The sequence below is a fragment of the Lysobacter sp. P5_C4 genome (assembly GCF_054049695.1).
In genome coordinates this window covers 404,680-427,155 of the sequence record NZ_JBFULX010000002.1, presented here as the reverse complement: position 1 = coordinate 427,155, position 22,476 = coordinate 404,680, and the positions used below count along the sequence as shown (strand labels likewise).

The 22,476-nt window shown below is 65.0% G+C and carries 18 protein-coding genes and 1 pseudogene; 1 reads left to right on the top strand and 18 read right to left on the bottom strand.

The features are described 5' to 3' along the window. Positions 1-3: 3 nt before the first annotated feature. From ACXJJ8_RS06390 to ACXJJ8_RS06355, 8 genes are all read right to left on the bottom strand, one after another. Positions 4-1,317, bottom strand: a complete 1,314-nt coding sequence (locus ACXJJ8_RS06390) for a metal-dependent hydrolase family protein (protein WP_499027838.1) — start codon at positions 1,315-1,317, stop codon at positions 4-6. Positions 1,318-1,363: 46 nt separating this feature from the next. Further along, positions 1,364-2,962 (bottom strand): serine hydrolase, encoded by a 1,599-nt coding sequence (locus ACXJJ8_RS06385; RefSeq protein ID WP_499027834.1) that lies wholly within the window; start codon positions 2,960-2,962, stop codon positions 1,364-1,366. A gap of 26 nt (positions 2,963-2,988) precedes the next feature. After that, the gene (locus ACXJJ8_RS06380) at positions 2,989-4,116 is read right to left on the bottom strand and encodes a YkvI family membrane protein (protein WP_499027831.1); all 1,128 of its coding nucleotides are present in this window, start codon (positions 4,114-4,116) and stop codon (positions 2,989-2,991) included. Further along, the gene (locus tag ACXJJ8_RS06375) at positions 4,113-5,129 is read right to left on the bottom strand and encodes an N-acetyltransferase DgcN family protein (protein ID WP_499027829.1); all 1,017 of its coding nucleotides are present in this window, start codon (positions 5,127-5,129) and stop codon (positions 4,113-4,115) included. The genes ACXJJ8_RS06380 and ACXJJ8_RS06375 overlap by 4 nt, the downstream gene beginning before the upstream one ends. A 28-nt stretch (positions 5,130-5,157) precedes the next feature. Next, entirely contained in the window at positions 5,158-7,482 is a 2,325-nt protein-coding gene (locus ACXJJ8_RS06370) for a TonB-dependent receptor (RefSeq protein WP_499027827.1), read from the bottom strand. A 64-nt stretch (positions 7,483-7,546) separates the two neighbouring features. After that, positions 7,547-8,872 carry a peptide MFS transporter gene (locus ACXJJ8_RS06365; RefSeq protein WP_499027824.1) on the bottom strand — a complete coding sequence of 442 codons (1,326 nt, stop codon included), beginning with the start codon at positions 8,870-8,872 and terminating at the stop codon, positions 7,547-7,549. Beyond that, entirely contained in the window at positions 8,869-9,885 is a 1,017-nt protein-coding gene (locus tag ACXJJ8_RS06360) for a dipeptide epimerase (RefSeq protein ID WP_499027822.1), read from the bottom strand. The genes ACXJJ8_RS06365 and ACXJJ8_RS06360 overlap by 4 nt, the downstream gene beginning before the upstream one ends. Positions 9,886-9,939: 54 nt before the next feature. Further along, entirely contained in the window at positions 9,940-11,961 is a 2,022-nt protein-coding gene (locus tag ACXJJ8_RS06355; protein WP_499027820.1) for a serine hydrolase domain-containing protein, read from the bottom strand. A gap of 189 nt (positions 11,962-12,150) precedes the next feature. On the opposite strand from ACXJJ8_RS06355, the gene ACXJJ8_RS06350 reads away from it, so the two are divergent. Beyond that, positions 12,151-12,798, top strand: a complete 648-nt coding sequence (locus tag ACXJJ8_RS06350; RefSeq protein ID WP_499027818.1) for a helix-turn-helix domain-containing protein — start codon at positions 12,151-12,153, stop codon at positions 12,796-12,798. A gap of 1 nt (position 12,799) precedes the next feature. Here the strand turns inward: ACXJJ8_RS06350 and ACXJJ8_RS06345 are convergent. The 10 genes and pseudogenes from ACXJJ8_RS06345 to ACXJJ8_RS06300 all read right to left on the bottom strand — a co-directional run bounded on the left by ACXJJ8_RS06345 (position 12,800) and on the right by ACXJJ8_RS06300 (position 22,347). Next, positions 12,800-13,127 (bottom strand): annotated as a pseudogene (locus ACXJJ8_RS06345) (low molecular weight protein tyrosine phosphatase family protein). Further along, positions 13,124-13,513 (bottom strand): DUF1801 domain-containing protein, encoded by a 390-nt coding sequence (locus tag ACXJJ8_RS06340; protein ID WP_499027816.1) that lies wholly within the window; start codon positions 13,511-13,513, stop codon positions 13,124-13,126. The pseudogene ACXJJ8_RS06345 and the gene ACXJJ8_RS06340 overlap by 4 nt, the downstream one beginning before the upstream one ends. A gap of 20 nt (positions 13,514-13,533) precedes the next feature. Then, positions 13,534-14,094, bottom strand: a complete 561-nt coding sequence (locus ACXJJ8_RS06335) for an RNA-binding protein (protein ID WP_499027814.1) — start codon at positions 14,092-14,094, stop codon at positions 13,534-13,536. 127 nt (positions 14,095-14,221) lie between these two features. Then, entirely contained in the window at positions 14,222-14,506 is a 285-nt protein-coding gene (locus ACXJJ8_RS06330; RefSeq protein ID WP_499027812.1) for a hypothetical protein, read from the bottom strand. A 137-nt stretch (positions 14,507-14,643) separates the two neighbouring features. Beyond that, complete coding sequence (locus ACXJJ8_RS06325; protein ID WP_499027810.1) at positions 14,644-16,350, bottom strand: GTPase domain-containing protein; 1,707 nt, start codon at positions 16,348-16,350, stop codon at positions 14,644-14,646. Continuing rightward, complete coding sequence (locus tag ACXJJ8_RS06320; protein WP_499027807.1) at positions 16,322-17,992, bottom strand: P-loop NTPase family protein; 1,671 nt, start codon at positions 17,990-17,992, stop codon at positions 16,322-16,324. The genes ACXJJ8_RS06325 and ACXJJ8_RS06320 overlap by 29 nt, the downstream gene beginning before the upstream one ends. Before the next feature lie 6 nt (positions 17,993-17,998). Then, positions 17,999-18,676 carry an AAA family ATPase gene (locus tag ACXJJ8_RS06315; RefSeq protein WP_499027805.1) on the bottom strand — a complete coding sequence of 226 codons (678 nt, stop codon included), beginning with the start codon at positions 18,674-18,676 and terminating at the stop codon, positions 17,999-18,001. 166 nt (positions 18,677-18,842) lie between these two features. Beyond that, positions 18,843-19,832: a hypothetical protein gene (locus tag ACXJJ8_RS06310; RefSeq protein WP_499027803.1), complete on the bottom strand. Its 990-nt coding sequence runs from the start codon at positions 19,830-19,832 to the stop codon at positions 18,843-18,845. Between the two features lie 185 nt (positions 19,833-20,017). Continuing rightward, positions 20,018-21,505, bottom strand: a complete 1,488-nt coding sequence (locus tag ACXJJ8_RS06305) for a DUF2779 domain-containing protein (RefSeq protein WP_499027801.1) — start codon at positions 21,503-21,505, stop codon at positions 20,018-20,020. Then, entirely contained in the window at positions 21,502-22,347 is an 846-nt protein-coding gene (locus ACXJJ8_RS06300) for a hypothetical protein (protein WP_499027799.1), read from the bottom strand. Before ACXJJ8_RS06300 ends, ACXJJ8_RS06305 begins: the two co-directional genes overlap by 4 nt. Between the last annotated feature and the right edge of the window lie 129 nt (positions 22,348-22,476).

Genomic DNA, 22,476 nt, shown 5'->3' with positions numbered 1-22,476 from the left:
CCGCTAGCGATCCTTGCGGACCACCTCCCCCTGCTTCATCACGAACACCGGCCGCTCGGTGGCGCGGATGTCCTGCAACACATCGCCGGGCACCGCGACGATGTCGGCGAACTTGCCGGCTTCCAGCGTGCCCGTCTCCTTGTCGATGCCCAGCAGTCGCGCGGACCCCACGCTGCCCGTCATCAGCGCCTGCGCGGGCGCCATGCCGAGTTCGACGTAATCGCCGAATTCCTGCGCGTTGATGCCGTGCGGATAGACCGATGCATCGGTGCCGTAAGCGATCGGCACGCCGATGCGCAGCGCGTTCTGCATCATCGCGCCGTGGGACGCCGCGGCTTCGCGGGCCTTCCTGCCGACCTGCGGCGGGTACGTGTCCGCCTGCTGCAGCACGAACTTCACCGCCATGCGCGTGGGCACCAGGTACACGCCCCTGTCCTTCATCCGTTGCAGGGTTTCGGGCGTGAGGAAGCTGCCATGCTCGATCGAATCGACGCCCGCATCGACGGCCATGCGCGCCGCGCGGTCGCCGTGCGCGTGCGCGGCGACCTTGCGCCGCCAGGCATGCGCCTCATCGATGATGGCGCGCAGTTCTTCCGGCGTGAGCTGCGGGACGTCGACCGGATCGGTTTCCGACAACACGCCGCCGGACGCACAGATCTTGATGTTGTCCGCGCCGGCCTTGAGTTGCTCGCGCACCGCACGGCGGCAGGAATCGGCGCCGTTGCACACGCCATCCTTCTCGCCGAACTCGCGCACCACGCCGGGCGGGAAGTTGGGGGCATCGCAATGGCCGCCGGTCGAACCGATCGCATGCACCGACACCAGCATGCGCGGGCCTTCGGCGAGGCCCTGTTCGATCGCATTGCGCAGCGCGACATCGACGTAGTCGGGCGCGCCCACTTCACGGATCGTAGTGACGCCAGCCTGCAAGGTGACGTGCGCGTTGTGCTCGGCGTGGTACGCCTGTTCCGCGGGCAGGCGCATCATCGAATTGTAGAAACCGCGCGTCCACGATTCGTCGTAGTCGCTCGCCATGTGCGTGTGCGCGTCGATGAACCCGGGGACGAGCGTCGCGTCGCCCAGATCGATCACCTGCGCACCCGCGGGCGCGGCAACGTCACTGCCGACGGCTTCGATCGTCTTGCCACGCACGAGGATCCGGCCCGGGGAGACGAGCTTCCCGCTCGCGCCATCGAACAGATGCGCGGCCCGCAAAACAATCGGCGCCGCCGTGGGCGCCGGCGTTTGCGCATTTCCCGCGAGCGTGGCGAATCCGACGACTGCAGTCAGGCAAGCGATTCCAACGATCCGGCGCATTCCGTTCCCCTGGTCGTGGGCGACGTACGGTCCCGCCGGATCGATGTTACTGCTTCTTGACCGGGGTAAAGAGCAGGTCCTGGTAGTCGAAGCTGAAGTCGGCGATCGGCGAGACGGCCTTCATCGTCACGCGCGCGATCTTGCCTTCGGCATCCAGGCCGAAGGTGACGTAGGCCGGCTCGATGTTCGGGTCGTCCCACACGGCGCGGAAGGTGTCGTGGTGCGCGTGCTCCAGGTGGCCCACCATGCCGGGCGTGCGCGTGAAGTCGATGCGCAGGCCGCCCTTTTCATTCCTGATCTCGATCGGGCCGTACCACGGGTCGTTGTAGCGGCCCGCGTAATCGGCGGTCGCCAACGACGCCTTGCCCGGCGACGGGCCCCGCTCCTTCGCACTCGCGTCGAGTGCCGCGACGCCGCCCTGGATGCGGTTGTCGGCGAACTCGTCGAACGCGGTGACCCAATCGGTCTTCGGCGCGTCGAGCTCGCTGTCCAGCAGTTCCATCGCGATGCCGCGCATCACCTGGAAGTCTTCGGAGTTGATCTGCACCGCGATGCCGATGTTGCGCTCCGGCACGAGCGCGATGTACGTCTGCACGCCGAAAACCGCACCGCCGTGGTCGATGACCTTGAAGCCGCGATAGTCACGCACGCTCCAGCCCAGCGCGTAGGCGGAGAACTTCGGCGAGAACGCGGCGAGCTTGCCCGGGTACGTCGGCGTGGACGTGAGGATCGCCGGCGTCCACATCTGCTGCGACTGCGCTTCGCTGAACACCTTCACCTGTTTGCCGTCGGCGTTGGTCCACGTGCCGTGGCCGAGTTGCACCTGCATCCAGTGCGCCATGTCGTTCGCGCTGGAGGACAAGCCGCCGGCCGGCGCGGCGTTGTCGCCGAGCGTCTTGCGTTCGTCGAGCACGCCCTGGTCGCCGAGGCCGCGCACGCGCCCGCCCAGGCGCGCGTGCGGCCACGCGCGGTTCGGATTGGCGAAGCGCGCCGCTTGCTCGGTCACCGAACTGGACATGCCCGCCGGCTTGAGCACGCGTTCGCGCACGAACACTTCCCACGTCTGTCCGCTGACTTCCTCGATCAACTGGCCCGCGACGGCGTACAACAGGTTGTCGTACGCATAGCCGCTGCGGAAGCTCGTCGCGGGCTTGATGTAGCGCAGCGCGCGCACGGTGTCGGCGCGGCTGCGCGAGGAACTCGGGACGAACATCAGGTCGCCGGCGCCGAGGCCCAGGCCGCTGCGATGCGTGAGCAGGTCGCGCACGGTCATCTCGTTGGTCACCCACGGGTCGTACATGCGGAACCACGGCATGTGGTCGATGATCTTGTCGTCCCATTGCAGCTTGCCGTCGTCGACCAGCACGGCGAGCGCCGCGGTGGTGATCGCCTTGCCGGTCGAACCGGTCGGGAAGATCGTGTCGGCATCCACGCGCTCGGGCGCGCCGAGCTTGCGCACGCCGTAACCCTTCGCGAGAACCGGCTTGCCGTTTTCCACGACCGCGATCGCCATGCCCGGCACGCCGTGTGCGCGCATCGCTGCTTCCACGCGGGCGTCGAGATCGGTGGGCACCGCGGCGAATGCGTCGGCGACAACCAGCAGCGTCGCCATCGCGAGCGCGGAACGAACAAGGGATCGGGACATCGACCGGTTTCCTTCGAAGAGGGGTTTCAGGCTTGGGGCGCGGCGACGGATCGCGGCGCGCGATTGCGCAGGCGCCACGCGCCGACGGTGAGGAGCGGAAGCACGTAGACCACGAGGAACAGCCAGGCCAGTCCGCGATACCCGCGGGCGATCAATTCGCCCAGGCCGAAGCGCGAGGCGATGAAGATCGAACCGACCAGCAGCGCGGAAGCGATCGCGAAACGCGCGACGTTCGAAAGCTCGGCGCCGCGCGACGTGCGCCATGTCGCCGCGATGCGTTCGTTCGCCGCGTGCACGCAGGCCGCGCCGCTTTCGAGCAGCGCACTGAAGATCATCATCTGGAACAGCACGTGGAAAACGGGCATGTTCAGTTGGCGCAGCATGAAGTCCGACGGCAACGCTTCGGCGCCGATCGACGGGTACCACGCGATCATGCAGATGAAGAACAGCAATCCCGGCAGCATCGCCAGCGGCCCGGCGAGCACGCCGGCGACCACCGCATCGCGCCGCGTGAGGAAGTGGCGCGCCAGCGGCAGGACCATCACCGCGCCGACGATGTTGTAACCGGCGTATGTCAGTCCGCCGGACAGCCAGCCATCGGTCGGCACGGGCGTGGCGAACTGTTGCGCGGCCTGCCCGCCGAATTTCGTGAGGACGAACACGACGAGCAGCACATACACGCCGTACAGCAGGAAGGAAACGTACTTGAACAAGCGTTCGACCGAATGATTGCCGAACGCGGTGAACGCACCGATCGCCAGCATCAGCAGCAGCGTGCCGGCGAGCGTCGGCCAGCCGAACACCGCGTGCCCGATCGCGCCTGCCGCCGCGCCGAACACGGCGAGGATCAACACCATGAACACCAGGTACGCGAGTTCGAAAACGAATGCGAACGGCCCGAGCAGGTTCGCGAAGAACGTCCGATAGTCGTAACTGCGCGTCGCATGCGCGAGCGCGAAGGTCAGCGCGCACAACGCGCTCCAGGCGAACATCGCGACGAGGATCGCCATGACGCCGCCCTGCGGGCCGCTCGGGATGAAGTACTCGGCGAGTTCACGGCCCGTCGCGTAGCCGCCGCCGATGACGGCGGCCTTGAACGCCAGGCCCGGTAGGATCCAGCGCTGGAAGCGCCCGGTGTGCGCGGGCTTGCTCATGCCAGGCAGGATGACACGAGGCGATCGAAGGCATCACCGCCGCGCATCGGATCCGCAACCGGCAGTCCGAGACGTTCGCTCGTGGCGGCGATCACGTCCGCAGCCGCTTGCGCGTCGAGCTTGCCGGTATTGAGGCTGACCCCCGCGCAACGAATGCGCGGCGAGGTGCGCGCGCCCAGTCGCAACGCGAGCTCGATCGTTTCGCGCAAACCCGGCACCGGATAATCCGCATGACCGAGCACGCGTTCGCGCCCTGGTTCGTGGCACACGATGATCACGTCGGGCTGGCTGCCATGCAACAACGCGAGCGACACACCCGCATAGGCCGGATGGTGCAACGAACCCTGCCCTTCGATCACGTCCCAATGCCTCGGCGCCGCATCGGGCGTGAGGAGCTCGGCGGCCCCGGCGGCGAAGTCGGCCACGACTGCATCCATCGGAATCCCGCCGCCGGCAATCAGGATGCCGGTCTGTCCCGTCGCGCGGAACGTCGCGTCGACGCCCCGGGCCTGGAACGCACGCGCGAGCGAGAGCGCGGTGTATTTCTTGCCGAGTGCGCAGTCGGTGCCGATCGTGAGCAATCGGCGGCCGGTGCGCGGTTTGCCCGTTGCGACCGGAATGCGTTCCGGCGGAATGCGGATGTCGATGAGGCTGCGGCCGAGCCTGTCGGCAGTTTCGCGCAGTCGCGCGAAATCGCGAAGGCGCGCATGCATGCCGCCGATCAGATCGAGCCCGGCTTCCATCGCTTCGACCAGTGCGTCGAGCCACGCAGGCGGAATGAACCCGCCTGCGTTGGCGACGCCGATCACCATCGCCCGCGCGCCTTTCGCATGCGCTTGCGCGGGTGTCAGGAAGGGCAGGCCCGTCGTGACGCTCGCACCCGGCACCCAGAACTCGCCGATGCAGCGTTCGGGCGCCCAATCGCGCAACCCGAACGCCGTCTTCGCATAGCCCGGTTCGGTGGTATCGCCGAGGAACAACAGGTACGGCTGGGGTAGTGCAACGTTCGTCATCGCGGCGATCTTCGTTCGGGTCTTTTGATCAGAAGCGGTAGTCGACCTCGATCCCGAAGGTGCGCGGCATGATCGGCGTGGCGGACGTGTGGTGCGTGAGTCCGGTGACCGGGCTGGTGACGTTGGCCATCGTCGAGTAGGCGCGCTCGTCGAAGGCGTTCTTCATGTAACCGCGGATCGACCAGTTCGCGTTGGAGACCGACAGGTACAGGTCCAGCGCCTGGTAGCTGTCGATGTCCAGCCCGCGCGTGATGGTGGTGCCTTCCACGGCGCCGCCGACATCGACTTGGCGAAACGTCGTTTCCGTGATGCGGTCATCGACGTAGCGGTAGCCGCCGCCGACGTTCATGCCCCAATCGCCCGTCAACGGCAGGTAGTAATCCGCCGTCGCCGACCAGGTCACGTCGGGCACATAGGGCATGCGATCGCCCTTCAGGCCGGTGTTGATGAACGATTGCCCGCCGGTGGCCCCTGGCACGGTGATGAGCGGGAAGTCCTCGTCGATGTTCGCGTCGTTGTAGGCCGCGTTGACGCCGAGCGTCAGGCCGTCGATCGGGCGGAAATTCGCGGAGACTTCGAGACCGTTGCTCGTCGCTTCGCCACCGTTGACCAAACCACTGACGCCGTTGACGAGCGAGGCGACCTGGATGTCTTCCCACTTGATCTGGTAGGCGGCGACGTCCAGCAGCACGCGGTTGTCCGCGAACGCCGACTTCATGCCGATCTCGTAGCTGGTGAGCGTCGAGGAATCGACCTGCGGCGGCAGCCCGTTGATGACGACGTTCGGGCCGCCGGGCTGGTAACCGGTCGACACTTTGCCGTACACCATCACGTCTTCCGACACCTGGAACTGCGGCGTGATGCTCCACGTCGTCACGTCTTCTTCGGAGGTGTTGAACTCGGTGCCGATCGGCGCGAGCAGGCCGGCGACGGCGTCCTGCGTGAACTCCTGCTTGTTGCGCGACCAGCGCACGCCGGCGCCGAGCTTGAACCAATCGTTGAACTTGTACGCCGCGTTGCCGAAGACGGCCGTTTCTTCGTAGGTGCTCGGCAGGTACAGATCGCCGAGCACGCCGACGATCGAGTCGAACGGGGCCGGCAGCGGGCTGCCGTCGAACTGGTTCAGCCCCACGAACTGGTGGTTGTCTCCGCGCTCGTCGTCGTAGAAACCGCCGAGGAGCCACTCGAACGGCGCATCGGCCTTGGAACTCAGGCGGACTTCCTGCGTGAACTGCGTGAGGCGCAGATCCTGGGTGATGTACGCGCTGCCCGAGGGCAGACCGAACAGCAGCGGGTAGTCGCCGTAGGAGTACGTCAGGTCGTTGGTGATCGAGGTGGAGATGTCGGAATAGCTCGTGGCCGACACGAGGTTCGCCCAGCCCAGGTCGTAGTCGACGGTGAGCGCGTAGTTCTCGATGTCCTTCTTGAAGACTTCGTCGACGCCGACGAAGTTCGACAAACCGTAGATGTCGTCGTGCGTGGTCGGGTCGAGCGCGATCGTCGAGTTGTTCGGGCTGTCGATCTTCTGCTTCATCAGGGCGAACTGCACGCTCGCCTTGTCGGTCTTGAACAGGATCGAAGCGCGGCCGTTGCTCTGCGAGGCATCGTTGATGTCTTCGCGGCCGTTGACGAGGTTGTCGACGTAGCCGTTGGGCTCGTTGCTCGCGAAGCTCGCGCGCAGTGCGACTTCATCCTGCGCGAGCACGAGGTTGCCGCCAACGCGATAGTTGAACGACGCGCCGTCGGCGCCCTGCGTATCGGCGATGCCCATGCCGATGCGGAACTCGTTCTGCGTGGTGTCGGGCTTCTTCATCACGTACTTGATCAGGCCGCCCATCGCGCCGGCTCCGTACAGCGTGCCCTGCGGGCCGCGCAGCACTTCGACGCTGTCGATGTCGTAGGGCAGCAGGTCGAGGTTGAACAGCGTGGCCTGCTGGTAGAGGCTGTTGGAACCGATCGGCGCTTCGTCGACATAGGTGCCGACCGTCGATCCCGGGGACATCGCCGCGATGCCGCGCATCGAGACCTGCGTCTTGCCCGGCGAGCCCGAATCCTGCACCTGCAGGCCCGGTACGTAGTTCGCGTAGTCGGACATTTGCGTGGCGTTGATGTTTTCGAGCTGATCGCCGCTCAGCTTGGTCACCGCGGTGGCGACTTCGCGGATGTTCTCGGTGCGCTTATTCGCGGTGACGGTGACGACGTCGAGTTCCTGCGCGGTCGGCGCGGCTTGTGCATCGGCCGGCGCGGCCTGCTGCGCCAGGGCCGGGCCCGCGAGGCCGAGCGCCAAGGTGATCGTGATTGCCGAAGTCAGCGAATGACGGCGCATCGAATTGGCGCGTTGCTTGTGTTGCATGCCTTTCTCCCCAGAAGGTGTTTCGTGGCCTTATCAGGATGAAAGCATCCTGATCGGAAAATTGTCAATCGGTTATGGATGGCATCAGGCGCCGCTCGTCGGAGATGCGCGTATTCATGGATTCGGCGCGGAGGACCGCACCGTGCAGCGATCGCAGCAGCGTTCCCGCCAGCGCGGCGACACCGGCCATCACGACGAAGAACGCCGCGTGCCCCATCGCGCTCCACAAGGTGCCGAGGCCGCCGGCCAACAGGTTTCCGCCGAACGAGGCGAAGTACCAGGCCGCGATCGATGTCGCCGCGTAACCGGCCGGCGCCAATCGCGCGAACAGGCTCAGCCCGATGGGCAGGATGAAGAGCTCGCCCGCGGTGAACAGGACGAAGAACGCCGCGAGCCACACCCAGTGCGCGTGGCCCTGCGCACTCGCGTCGACGAGCGCGAGCAACAGGAATGCCAGCGACACGCCGAATGCACCCAGGGCCATCTTCTTCGCCGGAGCCGGTTCGCGACCGCCGCGGGCCTGTTTCGTCCAGAGCGCGACGAGCACCGGCGTGAGGAAGATCACAAGGAAAGGATTGAGCGACTGGAACCACGTCATCGGAATGACGTGGTTGCCGACGGTGCGATCCAGGCCGACGTCGGCCCACAACGCGATCGTGTTGCCGGATTGTTCGTATGCGCCGCGGAAGATCATCACGCACACGGCGACGGCCGACAGCGTGAGGATGCGTTGCTTCATCTGTGCGAACGGCATGCGCGCGGACGGTGCGAGGTCCTGCACCTTCGGACGCTCGGGCGGCAACCACTTTCCGCCCAGCGTGTAGATCGCAAGGCCCGCCAACATGCCCACGCCCGCCGCACCGAAGCCGTAGTGCCATCCGTACAACTCGCCGAGCGTGCCGCACACCAGCGGCGCAAGCAGCCCACCGACGTTGATGCCCACGTAGTAGAAGTTGTACGCCGAGCCGCGCCGCGGATCGTCCTTCGCGTACAGATCGTCGATCTGGCTCGGCAGGCTCGGCAGGAACAGGCCGTTGCCCAACGCGATCGCCGCGAGCGCGAAATACAGCATCGATTCCGACGCCATCAGGAAATGGCCGAAGGACATGACGACCGCGCCGATGATCACCGAGCGCTTCCGCCCGAGCCAACGGTCCGACACGATGCCGCCCAGCAGGGGCGTGAAGTAGAACGTCGCGATGTACACGCCGTACACCATCGAGGCGTGCTGCTGCGAGAACAGCAACTGCTTCGTCATGTAATAGACGAGCAGCGTGCGCATCCCGTAGTAGGAGAAGATCTCCCACATCTGCGTGAAGAACAGGATCGCCAGCCCCGGCGGTTGCCGCAGCCAGCCGGGTTTGGCGATGGCTTGCGGCAACGCGCTCACAGCACGACGTCCGGCGAACCCCACACTGCGGGCGGGCAATCGACGAGGCCGTCGAAATACACCACGCCCGGCGTGCGATCGCGCTGCAGGAAGATCGGGCCGTCGAGATCGACGATGTCGCAGAACTGCCCGAGCAGGAACGCCGGCGCCATCGCCAGGCTCGTGCCGACCATGTTGCCGACCATCACCTTCAGGCCGAGTTCGCGCGCACGCTTGACCATCAACAGGCCTTCGGTGAGGCCGCCGCACTTGTCGAGCTTGATGTTGACTACATCGAACCGATGCGCGCGTTCTTCGAGTTCGACCAGCGACAGGATGCTTTCGTCGGCGGCGATCGGCACGGTGCGGTCGACACCATCGAGTTCGGCTTCATGGCCGCGACGGCAGGGTTGTTCGAGCAACGCGACCTTCGCATCGACGAGTGCGGGCAACAGGCGCTCCAGCGTCGCCGGCATGTAGCCCTGGTTCGCGTCGACGCCGATCCATGCATCGGGGCGCACCGCGCGCACGGCGTTCAATCGCGCGATGTCGAGGTCCACGTGGCCGGTGAGCTTGAGTTTGATCGCGCGGGCATGCGTGTAGGCCAGTGCCTTCTCCGCCATCACCTCGGGGTGGTCGGCGCCGACGGTGAACGTCGTCGTCAGCGCTTTCGGTTTTTCCATGCCGGCCAGTTGCCAGGCAGGAATGCCCAGGACGCGCGCTTCGAGTTCCCACAACGCGCAGTCCAGTGCGTTGCGTGCGCCGCCGGGCTGCAGGATCTCGCGCAATTCATCGCGCGTGATGCCCGCCTGGATGCGATCGCGCATCGCATCGAGCGTGCGCAGCATGTCGCTGGGTTCGTCGCGCAGGTAGTAGACACCGGAGGCTTCGCCGCGGCCGATGGCGTGGCCCTGGCGCAGGTTCACCACGGTGACGGGCGATGCTTCGAAAACATGTCCGGAGATGCGGAAAGGCTCGGACAGGCGCAGCAATTCATTCCGCAGCACGAGCTCGACGCGGTCGGTCTGGATCACAGGGAATTCCCGGAAAAAGGCGCGGCGGCCGGGTGGCCGCCGCGCGGGGGTCCGTCAGTAGTCGGCCGAGAAGCCGATGACGTGGCAAGCGAAACCGATGAACAGCAGGCTGAGGAACGCCGCGACGAGCACGACGGCCCACACCTTCGCCCACTTCCTGCGATGGCTGGCCAGGACTTTCCCGGCATTCCACAGCGCGATGGCGGCACCGACCGGCAAGAGGATCGACACCAGCGAGCGCACCGCGATGATCATGCCGTCCTGCGCAGGCGTCATGAGGTCGAAGTTCGACAGCATCGCGACCACCAGGCCGAACATCCCGCCGAAGGACACCAGCACGGCGAGCGAAGCGATGCGGATCCAGCGATGCGCGCGCGCGTCCTGGCCGACCAGCGAATACTTCGTGCCGTAGTGGCGGCGCACCATCGCCGACACGGGCCACGCGAGCACGGTCAGCAACAACGCGGCCAGGCTGCCGATCAGCATCGTCAGGAACACCGCCGGCGTCTGCCAGAACGACGCACGCTGGAACACCATGATCGACGCGTAAGGCTCACCGCTGAAGCGCGTGACCTTGCCGTCGACGACGTCGGCCGCCAGGCGGTCGCCGCTGTTGGTGTCCTGCCACACGAACGGGCTGATCTCGCGCCACTTCTTCGGTGCGCCGCTGTAGGTCGAGAACATCGGCGAGCTGATGGTGCCGTCTTCGTTCGCGACGACCTTGATCTGGCCGAGCATGTAGACCAGGTTCATGAAGTTCGAATCGGCGCGGCGGCTGCTGTTGTAGGTGCCGGCGATCATCTGCGCATGCTGCATGGCGGTCGCGGCGTCGACGCCCGCGACTTTCGGCGCCGGATTCTTCGGCGGCAGATAGCGATTGACGAACGCGGTCACCAGGCCGTCGCGGATCAGGCGCGCACTGCCCTCCTTGCCCGCGCTGTTGGTCGACACGTAGATGCCGACGTTGTCGTCGAGGAACAGCTGCAGGTCGCTGTGGAACCACTGCGTGTCGCCGCCGTGCGCGATCGCGCGATGGCCGTTGGCGGTGGTTTCATAGAAGCCGAGCATCATCTTGTTGAGCGGACCGACCGAGGTCTGCCCGGTCTCGTGCATCTCGTGCGCGGTTTCCTCGCGCAGGATGCGCTGGCCGTCGAACGCGCCGTTCTGCAGGTGCGCGATCATGAAGTTGCCCATGTCCGCGCCGGTGGCCGTCAGGCTGCCGGCCGGTGCGAGGTTGATGTACTCGTAGGGCTTGGCCTTGCCGTCGGACGCGGTGGAATAGCCCTTCGACGTCGTCTCGAGGAATTCCTTCTGCACCGGCTGGCTGAAGGAGGAGTGCTTCATGCCCAGGGGCGTGAAGATGTGCTGCGCGATGTACTTGTCGAACGGTTCGCCCGACGTGCGCTGCACGATGTAACCGGCGATCGCCGTGGCGTAGTTCGAATATGCGGGCGTGGTGCCCGGTGCGTAGATGCGCGCGGGGATCCAGTGCTTGAGCGTGGCGTCGAGCGGGAGGATCTCGCTTTCGTTGTTCGCGATCAGACCGCGGACCACCTCTTCCATGCCGGTGGTGTGGGTCATGATGTTGCGCAAGGTGACCGGCTTGCCTTCGTACGGCGGGATCTTGAAGTCGATGTACCGGTTGACGTCGGCGTCGAGGTCCAGCTTGCCCTGCTCGACCAGCTGCATCACCGCCGTCCAGGTGAACAGCTTGGAGATCGAACCGGGGCGGAACAGCGTCTTGTCCGCGTCGACCGGCGTGCGCTTGGCCACGTCGGAGAAACCGTAGCCCTTCTTCAGCAGCACCTTGCCGTCCTTCACCACGACGACCACCGAGCCGGCGACATCGGTCTGCTCCAGCGCGTAGGGCATGAAGCCATCGAGCCACGCTTCGACATCGGTGGCGGTCATGCGGTCTGCCGGCGCGGGCATCGCATCGGGCGCCAGCGGCGCTGCGGAAGTCGCGGGCGCCTGCACGGCGGGCGGCACGGTCACCGGCGGTTGCTGCGCGGCCGCGGTGAACGCGACACCGAGCGCCAGCAAGGCGGTGAACAACGGACGTTGGATCAAACGCATCTTCCTCTCCCCAGAGTGATCTCGATGGCCGCCCCACTCGCGGGGTGTTTTGGCCGTTAAGGAGAATAACCGTCCTGATCGGAGAATTGTCAACCTACTTTGGTCATTTCAGCCTAGAATCCTCTCCAGTAATGTCCGCAAGGCGCCCCTGAACGGGGCGTCGACCAGGCCGGAGGGCACGGAAACCGCATGGCACCGCAACACCCGACGATCGGCGCACTCCTCCGCGGGCTGCGCACGCGCAACGACTGGACCCTGAAGGAAATGAGCCAGCGGTGCGGCATTCCGCTGTCCACGCTGTCGAAGGTCGAACACGACCGCCTCAGCCTGACGTACGACAAGCTGCTGCAGATCAGCCAGCGCTTGAACCTGCGCATGTCGGAACTGTTCGCCGAAGAAACCGCGGCGCCGGAACCGGCGGTCACCGCCCGCCGCAGCATCGGCCGCATCGACGACGCCGTGCGCGTTACCACGCCGAACTACGACTACTTCTATCTGTGCCCCGAATTGCGCCGCAAGCGCATGATCCCGGTGCTGACGCGCGTGCGCGCGAAGAGCATCGCCGAATTCGGCGAACTCGTGCGCCACCCCGGCGAGGAATACATCCACGTCATCGAAGGCCGCGCCGAAGTCCACACCGAGTTCTACGACCCGATCGTGCTCGAAGCCGGCGAATCGGTGTACATCGACTCGAACATGGGCCACGCGTACATCGCCGCCGAAGGCTGCGAGGAAGTGCTGCTGCTCGGCGTGTGTTCCAGCGCCGACGAGCAGATGATGGAATCGATGATGCACATGCACGACGAGATGTCGGGGAAGCTGGTTTCGGTGAAGTGAGTCACCTGCGCAGGTGCTGCGGCACCTTCGTTTGCAGCAGCGCGACGAGCGCCGGCTCCATGTAGGCGTAGTCGTCCGGGATGCCCAGGCACACGATCCGCTTGCCACCGATGTGCGCGCGGAAACGCGTCGACAGCTTGTTGCGATGCGCGCGTTCCATGACGAACACCAGGTCCGCCCACTGCAACAACTCGGGCGTCAGCGGATTCCCGGCGTCGTGGTTGAGACCGGCGGAAGCGGTCTCGACACCCTGGCCAATCGGCGAACACCTGCTCCGCCGTCGGGCTGCGCAAGCGGTTCTGGCTGCAGAGGAACAGAACGTTGGTCATGCCTTCGCGGTGGGATCGCCCAGGGTGTCGTTCAACGTGATCGCGGCGGCGACGAGTTGCTTCGCCTTTGCAGGTGTCACCGTGTCGCCTTCCTTCAATTCGATCGTCGCGAGCTCGTATTTTCCGCCGCCCTTGAGGCGATCCTCGAGTTCGCGCAATCGTTTGCCGCGCCAGAAACCGAACAAAACGCGCTCGTCTTCCGCACGGAGCAACAGCATGGGACCGTTGTGGAAGTAGACGAGGTGGCCCCACTTGATGCGCTCGTCGAGCGCGCCTGCGGACATTATGGCTTTGCGCAAGCGTTCGACGAGCGGCTTGCGCCAATCATCGAGCGCAGCGACATACGCGTCGGGGGATGCGGCAGGAATGGATTTCTTCATTGCCATGTACGACACCCCGTGAGTGCTCAGAACTTTTCGCCGACCGGAAGATAACGCCACGCCCCCACGGGCATCTTCCCCAACGGCACCTTGCCGATTCGGATGCGCCGGATCGCGACAACCCGTAGTCCCACTTGCCTGCACATGTCGCGCAGTTGCCCAGGTTCCGGCGCCTTGATCGCGAAGCGCAAGCGGATCTCGTTCTGCCAACTCACCTTGCACGGCGGGAGTTCGCGACGACCGAAGCGCAATCCGTGATTGAGCTTGATCAACCCGTAGGGCGCGATTTCGCCGTCGACTTCGACGATGAACTCCTGCTCGATGCGGTCGATGTCTTCCGTGAGATGCCGCCAGATGCGTCCGTCCTGCGTGAACACCATCAGGCCGCTGTCTTCGGTATCCAGCGACACCAACGGCGTGAGGCGGAAGAAATGTTGGTCCAGCAGTTCGATGCCCGTCGGGTCTTCGCTCCACCGCGCGTCGGGCTTGACCAGTCCGGCAGCCTGGCGACGGCCTTCGAGCGCATCGAAGCCGACCGGTTTGTGCAGCAGGAGGGTGGCCGGGATCGGGCGCGCGTCGGATTGCATGGAATGGGGGATTCGCTGCCGTGGGAGGCGTGAGCGTACAGGCTCGAAAGGTCGGGCGTTCAGCGTCACCCCGGATCCCGAGGCGAGGCTCGAACCTCAGGGTACGGGCGAACCCTTGCAGGCGGGATCACTCGCGCCCGACGGCTTCGACTCGACGATCAACGCATGCGACGGCGCCTTGCCGGTGTTCTCTCCGGTGTGCGTCTGCGCCGAGCGACCACAGCACGTCGCCTTGCTTGAACGAACGGTGCAGGACCTTGCCATCCTGCAGATGGCTATCCCGCTCGAACGGAGCGAGCGCATACAGCACGAACGCCGGATGGTGATGCGGATGCGTCATGGTCCCGGGGATGCCCGAGTAATCGAGAATCGCCTCACCATCGGCGTGGCAGTGCTGTTGCACAACAGCCATGGGCGCGCTATCTGGAGGGGGCCGCCTGCGCACCCGCGGACAGCGTGTTCTTGCGCGCAGTCGTTCGACCCGCGGTTTTCAACCGTCGAGGGAAGCAGCGGGGATCGGCTTCTTCATGCCCTGTGGCGTTCCCTGCGTTACCTGGGACTCAAGGCATTCAACCGGGTCTTGAGTGATGCGACGGCCACCGCGCCGGCGTCGATCTTGTTTAGTTCGTGCCGAAGTGAGGCCAGGACACGTTCGAATTCCGTGAGCTGTGGACTTAGGAACGCAAAGATGGACGGGTCATCGGCCAGGTGCGCACGGACCTGCTGCGTCGCCATGCGCACTTCCGTTCCAATCTTCTCCTTCGCCTCGGTGAGCTTCGCCTCCAGTTCGGACTGCTTGTAGTGCTGGTAGACGTCGCCGCCCACCTGCAGCGCGGCGGCGACAGGCCCCGCCCATTTGGCAACACCGCCCGCCAGTTTGCTTGCCTCCCAAGGCTTGAACTTGATCACGACACCCATGTTCCCGAGCAGATCCCGGGCGACGAAGATCGCGCCCTTGATGGCCTCGGGACTCATGCCCTGCAGCCCTTTGAGGCCATCCCCGGCCCATCCCGCCGCCTTGCCACCCATCGATTCCAGGAAGGACCTCGTGTTGTCGATCTGGCGGGCGACATCCTTGACCACCTGGTTGGTGACCTCGGCGGATTGCTCGGCGTATTTGTCGACGATCGACTTGATCCGGCGTTGCAACTTCATGCCGACCTCGTCGCCGATCCAGCCGATCTCGTCCTCGAGATACGTACGCAGGTCTTCCATCTCCAGCGGCCGCAGCTTGCCCATCAAGGTCTTGTCGAGCGCGTCGAGTTCTTCGCCGAGGCTCGTGGCGTGTCGCAACACTTCACGCCGGCCGCGACCGATCGACTCTTCGACGCGCTCGATTTCCTGCAGGATCTGCGCCCTGCCTTGCGACAACGCCTGGAATTGCTGCTCCACGGCTTTGATCTTGACCGCGACGATGTCGCGCACGACATCCATGCCAGTCTTGGCCCGCAACACGTCGGGGACCGAAGACGACAGGGTCGCCATCGTCGCGGCCTTCAATTGCGGAATGCGGGACCGCGCATCGTATTCGGTCGGCTTGCCGAACCAGAACGGCAGGCCGCGACCATTGGGATTGGCGGCCACGCAGACGATGTTGAGCGCGTTAAGTTGGGCATCGCTCAGGCCTGCCGCGCGCTGCAACTTCGACTTGAGGTTGTCGCGTTTGATGACGGCCTGCGCGTTGAAGGCTGCTTCGTCGCGCAAGTCGCTCACTGCATCCATCTTGTTGATGACGAAGATCGTCGAGTCCAGCTTCTGCAGGTCCTCCAGCACCCACCTCACGACATCGCCATGCGTTTCTTTGAGCGGATTGGTGGCGTCGACCACATAGAGGATCAGGTGCGCCTCGGAGATAAAGCGCCTGGTCTTCTCCTCGTACATGATCTGGCGCCCTGCTTCCGTCAGTTCCTTGTCGCCGAACAGGCCGGGCGTGTCGACGATGTGGCACTTATCGGGCAAACCCGCCGGCGTGTATTCCACGACGCGATCGGACGACTCGTCCATGTCGATCTTCATGTCGCCAAAAACGCGCCCGAGCCACGCCGCGACGACGCTCGTCTTGCCGTCCGAAAATGCGCCGAGCAAGGCGATCCGCAGCGCGTCGGATGCGATGGCCTCCCTGGCTTTTCCGACTTTCTCCGCATCTTGGGCGGTATCGATGCCCAGTGCCTGCATCTCTCCGAGGAGCCCTTCGAGTTCGTCGAGGGCCTGGAGCACCGAAAGCTTTTCAGCAGCGAATTTCGTGAATTGATCCACGCGGCATCTCCCTTATCTGATTGCTGATGTCCGACAACGCTTTGATCTGCTCGTCGAGGAGCGCGCCGGGCCGGGCCAGGGCCGCCTTCGACTGCAGGATTGGCTGGCGGGCGGCTTGATCGAGCGCGGTGGTGATGTGTTGCGACAGTTGTGCGTGCAGCGCGTCAACTTCGATCTTCTGCTTGATCTGCAGCGCTTCGATCTGCGCGTGCATCTGCTTCTGCGCCTTGCGGATGCGATCGCGCTTGCCGGTTAGCCAGCTTGCGATGACCTTGACCAGCCCCGCGACCACGCCCACGGCAGCGCCGATGAGATTGCCGTATCCCGGGAACGTGGTTCCGATTTCAAAGCCCAGGAATGCATAACTCCCGACTTCGGCGACCATGCCGCCCCAGTCCGTGAGCGAGAGATCCATTTCCAGGTGGCCCGCGTCGAGACCAAGGCTGTTGCGCGGCAACGGTGTTTCGAGTCGCAACTGCAGGTTCATCCGGTCGACATCCTCGGTAAGACGTCGTGTCGCGTTTGCGACGTCCTCCTCCATCCTGCTGCTTGCGCCGTCACACCGTTCCTTCCAGCGCCGGCCCAGGGTTTCTTGATGCGCTGCAATTGCTTCCCGCAAGCTCGTATCGATCGCGGCGACGTTGCCGAAGTTGCGCTCGATGACCTCGTCGGATGCGGCGGTGATATCGACGAAGAACGTATTTGAGGCGCCTTGAAGTTCCGCACGCGTATCACGCAATGTGTCGTCGCGTACGCGTTCGACCTCCTTCAGGCAGGCATTGAAGTGCGGGGCCACCGACGCCATGAATTTCGCGTGCTGCTCGCGCATCCGGGCGAGCGTGCCTTTCGTCTGTCCGACAAGCGCGAGGACCTGCCCCTTGTTGCTCTCCACGATGTCGGATTCGAAGGTGCGCGTGCGTGCAGTCAGCACATCGACCAACGCGGACACCTCACTGAAGCGCAGCATGTCGGCAGCCGAACCGAACGCCTCCAGGTAGCCACGCTGTGCACGCGCGAGATCCTGCCGGTCCGGATGGATACTTGTGAGACCGGAATCCACGTCGATTGCGAGGGCGGAAAAGGCTAGGTTCCCCTGCACGCAATGCCCCGGCAACACGACGCCTTCACCCAGCGCGGCCTGCAGGACCGACTCTGTCTGCAGGAGCGCATTCGCAGCCTCCTTGTTGTCGGCGATGGCGCCGCGGTCTTCCTCGAACTCATAGGCGTCGGCGAGACCGCGGACATTCACGATCGGCAACACTTGCGTGTTGCGCCGTAGGTATCGCCCGATCTCGCGGGCCGTCTTCGCTTCTGGCTTCTTGTTCGTCCCGTTGACGAAGAACACCAGGTGGGCCTTGGCCACCGCCTCCTCGACGAGGTGGCTGTAGCGTTTCACGTCACCTTCGATGCCGGGCGCGTCGATCAGCTGGAACGGCTTGCCCGCGATCCGGAGGCGGTAATGCGTGTTGGCCTTGGTGTAGTCCGCCTGCCCGGTGCCGATGATGCGTCCGTCGATCCGGCGGGCACGCTGGCGCTGCCGTTCGAGCTCGACCGACGACTGCGTGAAAGCGTCGAGCGCTTGCGCCAGCTGCTGCCGCGCGGTTCTCGCGGGCATCGTGGCCGCTTCTCCGAAGCTGGACATGCGCGCTCAGCCCTGCAGCACGAACATGGCCAGGGCGCCGAGGCCCGTGCCCAGCAAAGTGAACAACACCCGTGCCTGCCACAACCGCCCATTGATGCGGCGCGCATTCTCGCGTTCGACGATTTTGCCGATCGCGCGCACCTTGTCCTGCAGGTCGCGGGCCGCGTCGAGCTGCCTGGCTTCGAAGCTGCTTACGGCCTCCGACAAGCCTTGCTTGAATCGGCGCAGCGCTTCGTCCTGCGCCTGGCTGAAGTCGCGCCGTGCTTGCGCCTGCTCCTGTTCGGCCGACTCCACCGCGGCAACCACGCACGCCGCCTGCTCGGCCAACCGGGATTCGAACGCGCCCAGATCATGTTTGGCCGACGCCAACTCCGCCCGCCGGCTTTCCTCGTCCAGCAGGATGCGCAGTGCTTCGATTATCGTGCTCTTGCCGGCGTTCGTTTCGCCGAAGAACGCGACGGTCAGCCGCTCCCATTCGGCGTGGCGTTCGAGCAAGGAAAGTTCGTCGCGGAAACGTTGGCCCGCCTCGTGCAGCACGGTCAGCACATCCTGCCGGTTCTTCCGGCCCTCTTCGTGCGTGATCTCCAACGCTTGCAGATCGGCGGAAGCCGATTCGATGGAGGCGGCGATCCCCTGGTAGAGGCGACCGAATTTCTCTCTTGGCAGTTGTTGTTCTTGCATCATCGGAAACTACTTGCAGGGAAACGGTGTCCGGCTCACGCGCAGCGACCGGCACTTGGGACACAGCAATCCGAACTTGATGTCGCGCCTGAAACCGTGGCCGCAGCGCTTGCACAGGAAGAAGTACGGAGGACCCGCATAAACGTTGGTCATGCGATCGCCCTGTCGGTCACGACTGCTTGTCCATCTTCACCAGGTTCCCGCACCAATCCTGCCGAACGTGGGCCCGCGCCCACTCCAGGCCGTTTCGCTTCGCGAAGCTCGCCACGTCCTCGCGCATGCCCCTCGATGCGCAGAGGAACCCGTGGCTCTTCGGCACCGCATAGATGGCGTCGACTTCCGCGTTGAACGCGGCGGTTTCCTCCGGGAATTCCGTTCTGCAATCGACCTTTCGTCCGTCGAGGTAGCGATCGGTATCACCGTGGTTGCGGCATTGTTCGCCAAAATCCGCACGCGCCGCGGCGGCCTGTGCCTGCGCTTTTTCCGCCTGTTGGGCTTCTTCCAGTGCAGCACGTGCTTCCGCGGCTTCCTTCGCGGCCTGTTCCTGCGCTTGTTGCTGCGCGTGTTCGGCCTGCAGGCGCGCCACCGTTTCCGCCGGCACCAAGTCGGCATCGCCACCGCAGGCAAGCAACGTCTCGACGACCTGCGGCGCCGGATCGATGACGATTTCGCTGGCACCCATACCGTTGTTCAACTCCAGGCTCAGGGGCAGCATGTCCCGCACCACGCGCACGATGTTGACTTCGCTGCCGTTGATGCCACGAAGTTCGGTCGGCAATCGCACCACGTCCTCGAACACGGCAGGTCGCCGCATTTCGATGCGATTCGAGAACGTCTGGCTGATCGTGAAGAGCGTGCCGAGCGCCCGGACCTCCAATCCCGCCGGCCTGGCCCGCCCGACGGGAAGCGTGGTCGCGCCACCGAACAGGTTGGGAACGATGTTGCTGGCGAATGCGCTGCCCGGCGACGCCGACGCGGGTTCGCCCTCGTAGGACTCGATAGAAACCCCGACGTCGGCGTTGGATTCGACGCACTTCACGTCGACCGCGAACCACGTCCCGCGATTGGCGAAGGCGTAGGCTTTCCTTGCATGCAGCACGCGACCGTCGATCGCCGAGTTTTCCACCTGCACGCTCCATCCGTTCGATTCGGTCGCCATTGCGTGCTCGACGTTGGCGGCAACGTTTTCAGCGGTGTTCGCGACGGATTCGGCGGCTCCGCCCACGGCGGATCCCCCGTTGGAGCAGCCCACCAGCGATGCGAACACGGCAATACCCAAGATCTTCCGGACGTCCATGCTTCCTTCCCCCCTTTGAGATCAGTATTCGAACGGGTGTCGCGCGATCAGGCCACCACCGGCGCGAACGCATTCGCCAGCCGCACCATCGCCCACGTATCGCGTTCGCAGTACGCCAGCATCTGCGTGCGGAGGCGCGCGCGTTGCTGCGTGGTCGTCGTGGCATCGATGGCGCGCAGGTAAGCCTTCTGCGCTTCGCCGCCGTCGGCGACTTCGAGCTTGCCGTAGTCCAGCTCCGGCGCGAGGGTCGGCAGCACCGACTTGATCGACCACGAACCGCGCATCTCGCGGTGGTAGTAGTGCCGGCGATAGATCGGCAGCAGGTCCACCATCCGGTCGACGATCGCGAGCAGGCCCGATGCGTGCGCAGGGAACGTAGCGGCGAGTTCGCGCAGGCGCGTGCTTTCGAAGCCGCGGTTCCAGACGAGTACGGGGCCCTGCGGCGCGATCGCGTCGAGCAGGCTCTCCGCGAATCCCTGCAGCGGCGACTGCCCGGAGAGATCGAGGAATTCGCGGTGCTGCATCGCACCGTCGCCCCCTTCGACGTGGAGCGAATACTGGAACGGCAACTGCTGGAACGGGCGCGTGCCTAGCCACCGCGGCACAACGAAGGTGATCGTCTCGAAGTCGAGGTACGACCGCGGATAGGCGATGTCACCGAGCAGGCGCGCCAGATCGTCCGAAACGAAGGGATCGCCAGTGCGCGTGACCGCCACGACGCGTCGGTGCAACGGGTTGGCCAGCGCGGATTCCGGCACCATACCCAGATCGAGATGACCGGCGCCGGCCAATCGTTCGAGCAATTCGGCGCCTGCGCGCGGCAGCAGATCGATCGGAAAATCGGGTCCCGGCGGCTCCGTCGATCGGCAGTGCGACAGGAAGGGGCATTCGTACGGCGCGAAGCACCCGCTGCCCGTGGCGATGGCCGGCATCGGGCGCATCGACACCTGTTTGAGCTCGTCGACGACCCGCGGGATATGCGGGATCAGCGCCTCGACCTGCGCCGTGATGTCGACGAGATTCAGCAATCCTTCGTAATCGCCTTCGGTCCGGTACACGAAGCGTGAATCGACGTGCCCGTGCATGACGCGCGTGACGTTGCGGCCCGCGCCGCGCGCAACCCAGGTCTGGATCGCGCAGTCCCAGACATGTTCGGCTTTCACCGACGTCGTCGATTTCACTTCGATCAAGATGTCGTGGTCGCCGTGGCGCTGGAATGCATCCACGCGCACGCGGACGCCGTCATGCGCGAAGGCCGGTTCGAACAGCATCGGCACGTCGGTGAGCGGGCGCGTTAATTGCGCCGCCGTGTCCACGAGGGCCTCGTCGGCGTGCAGATGATCCGCGGAAATCAGGAGGCCGCCGCCGAGCAGTTCGCGCGCCAGGTCACCGAAGCGCGTCCCTTCGTCCAGCCGCGTTTGCGCGGACGTCGTCCATCGCGACGCCTTCGGATCGTTCAGTTCGAGCCACAGGCGCTTGTGGCACTGGCGGCCGGACTGGATGCGGGATTTCGACAGCCAGGGCAGGCGGCTCATGCGGCGATGAACCGCGATCGACGGAACTCGCCCACCATCCGCGCTTCGTTTTCGTCGTCGCGCAAGGCTTCGAAGACTTCGTGCCAGGTGAAGCGGCGCCAGGGCGCCTGCACGTCTTGCCTCCGATTCTTCGAAATGATGAGGAAGTCCGTCGAGTATCCGAGGATGTCCTGCAGGATGAATTCCTGCAGCCGCGTCTGCTTCCAGCGGAAGGGACCCTCGTGATGGTCCGTGTCGACGCGATATCCGCCCACGTCGGATTCGAGCTTGGCCTCGATGCACACGAGCGTGTCGTCGCGCAGGTGCAGGACCAAGTCCGGCTTCGCGTTGAAGGACCATTTCAACGCGCACACGCGTTCGGCGAACGATCGGTCCGCGTGTTCGCACCACTTGCGGAACTGCGAATCGCTCCAGCGCGAGGGCATCCGGATGTATCGGGCGGACGCCGCTTTCGCGCCCTTGCCGATGAAGAATTCGTTGAACTCCTGGCAGTCTGTCGGAAGCTCGACGTCGGGCCGGCCGAGCATGCACGCAATGGCGTCGCGGTAGCGCGCGTTGTTCTCCGCGTCGCTGGCTTCGTCCCTTGCCGCGGCGGCCCAGAGATCCCGCAGATGCGCGTACTCGAAATACACACGAGCGCCGGAGGCCAGGTCCGCGTCGCGCCCCGTCAACACCAGGAACGATCGCAAGCGCGCGTCCTCGAGAAGCAGGTGGTACAGCACCGCCGCGAAATTCCGTTCCTCGCGGCAGTAGCGCACGTAGTCGTCGTGGACGCCCAGCCAATGGCGAAGGTTGTTCTCGTTGCCCAATTGCTCTATTCCCCTGACGGTGGTTCGTGCCATGCTCGAACGACGCAGCCCCTGCGCGGGTTGCACGGTGCGTCGTGACGGTCTCACCCGCAGCGACGCAATCCCCTCTTCCCCGACCGGAGTGTAGATGACTGCAAAGCCGAGTGAAGCCACCAATTTCTT